Consider the following 1074-nt stretch of genomic DNA (forward strand, 5'->3'; position numbering starts at 1 on the left):
GTCACACCCGTTCCCATTCCGAACACGGCAGTTAAGCTCTTCAGCGCCGATGGTAGTTGGGGGTTTCCCCCTGTGAGAGTAGGACGCCGCCAAGCATTCATATATGGAGGATTAGCTCAGCTGGGAGAGCATCTGCCTTACAAGCAGAGGGTCGGCGGTTCGATCCCGTCATCCTCCACCATTTTTACACTTGCCGGTGTAGCTCAACTGGTAGAGCAACTGACTTGTAATCAGTAGGTTGGGGGTTCAAGTCCTCTTGCCGGCACCATTTTCATACAAGCTTGATATAGCATATATAAATAGTTTATATGAGCCATTAGCTCAGTTGGTAGAGCATCTGACTTTTAATCAGAGGGTCGAAGGTTCGAATCCTTCATGGCTCACCATTTTATTATGCGGGTGTGGCGGAATTGGCAGACGCACCAGACTTAGGATCTGGCGCCGCAAGGCGTGGGGGTTCAAGTCCCTTCACCCGCATGTTCGCGGAAGTAGTTCAGTGGTAGAATACAACCTTGCCAAGGTTGGGGTCGCGGGTTCGAATCCCGTCTTCCGCTCCACTATTTATTTATGCCGGGGTGGCGGAACTGGCAGACGCACAGGACTTAAAATCCTGCGGTAGGTGACTACCGTACCGGTTCGATTCCGGTCCTCGGCACCATCTTAATATGCGCCCGTAGCTCAATTGGATAGAGCATCTGACTACGAATCAGAAGGTTGTAGGTTCGACTCCCGCCGGGCGCACCATGTTTTTTCGGGAAGTAGCTCAGCTTGGTAGAGCACTTGGTTTGGGACCAAGGGGTCGCAGGTTCGAATCCTGTCTTCCCGACCATTATTTTTTGGGGGCCTTAGCTCAGCTGGGAGAGCGCCTGCCTTGCACGCAGGAGGTCAGCGGTTCGATCCCGCTAGGCTCCACCAAAAAAAAATTGACAAGCCGATTTGGCTATGTTATGATATGAAAGTTGATTCTTTAAGAAGAGTCAAATTGCTCTTTGAAAACTGAACAAAACAAAGCGCCAACGTTAAATTTTAAGTGAGCACACACTATCAAAAAGCAAATGAGCAAGTCAAACATTT

9 tRNA genes and 1 rRNA gene are annotated in these 1074 nt (G+C 49.8%); all 10 read left to right on the forward strand.

The window, feature by feature from the left end:
• Positions 1-95 (forward strand): 5S ribosomal RNA (gene rrf / locus ACIQ0C_RS27190); the annotation flags it as partial.
• A 10-nt stretch (positions 96-105) separates the two neighbouring features.
• Positions 106-181, forward strand: a tRNA-Val gene (locus tag ACIQ0C_RS27195).
• 11 nt (positions 182-192) lie between these two features.
• Positions 193-268: transfer RNA gene (locus ACIQ0C_RS27200), tRNA-Thr, on the forward strand.
• A 42-nt stretch (positions 269-310) separates the two neighbouring features.
• Positions 311-386, forward strand: a tRNA-Lys gene (locus ACIQ0C_RS27205).
• Positions 387-395: 9 nt separating this feature from the next.
• A tRNA-Leu gene (locus ACIQ0C_RS27210) sits at positions 396-477 on the forward strand.
• 5 nt (positions 478-482) lie between these two features.
• Positions 483-557, forward strand: a tRNA-Gly gene (locus ACIQ0C_RS27215).
• A gap of 12 nt (positions 558-569) precedes the next feature.
• Positions 570-658: transfer RNA gene (locus ACIQ0C_RS27220), tRNA-Leu, on the forward strand.
• Positions 659-667: 9 nt separating this feature from the next.
• A tRNA-Arg gene (locus tag ACIQ0C_RS27225) sits at positions 668-744 on the forward strand.
• An 8-nt stretch (positions 745-752) separates the two neighbouring features.
• Positions 753-829: transfer RNA gene (locus tag ACIQ0C_RS27230), tRNA-Pro, on the forward strand.
• 10 nt (positions 830-839) lie between these two features.
• Positions 840-915, forward strand: a tRNA-Ala gene (locus tag ACIQ0C_RS27235).
• The last annotated feature ends 159 nt before the right edge of the window (positions 916-1074 follow it).

Source organism: Peribacillus sp. NPDC096448 (assembly GCF_044762675.1).
In the GTDB taxonomy this organism is placed as follows: domain Bacteria; phylum Bacillota; class Bacilli; order Bacillales; family DSM-1321; genus Peribacillus; species Peribacillus frigoritolerans_B.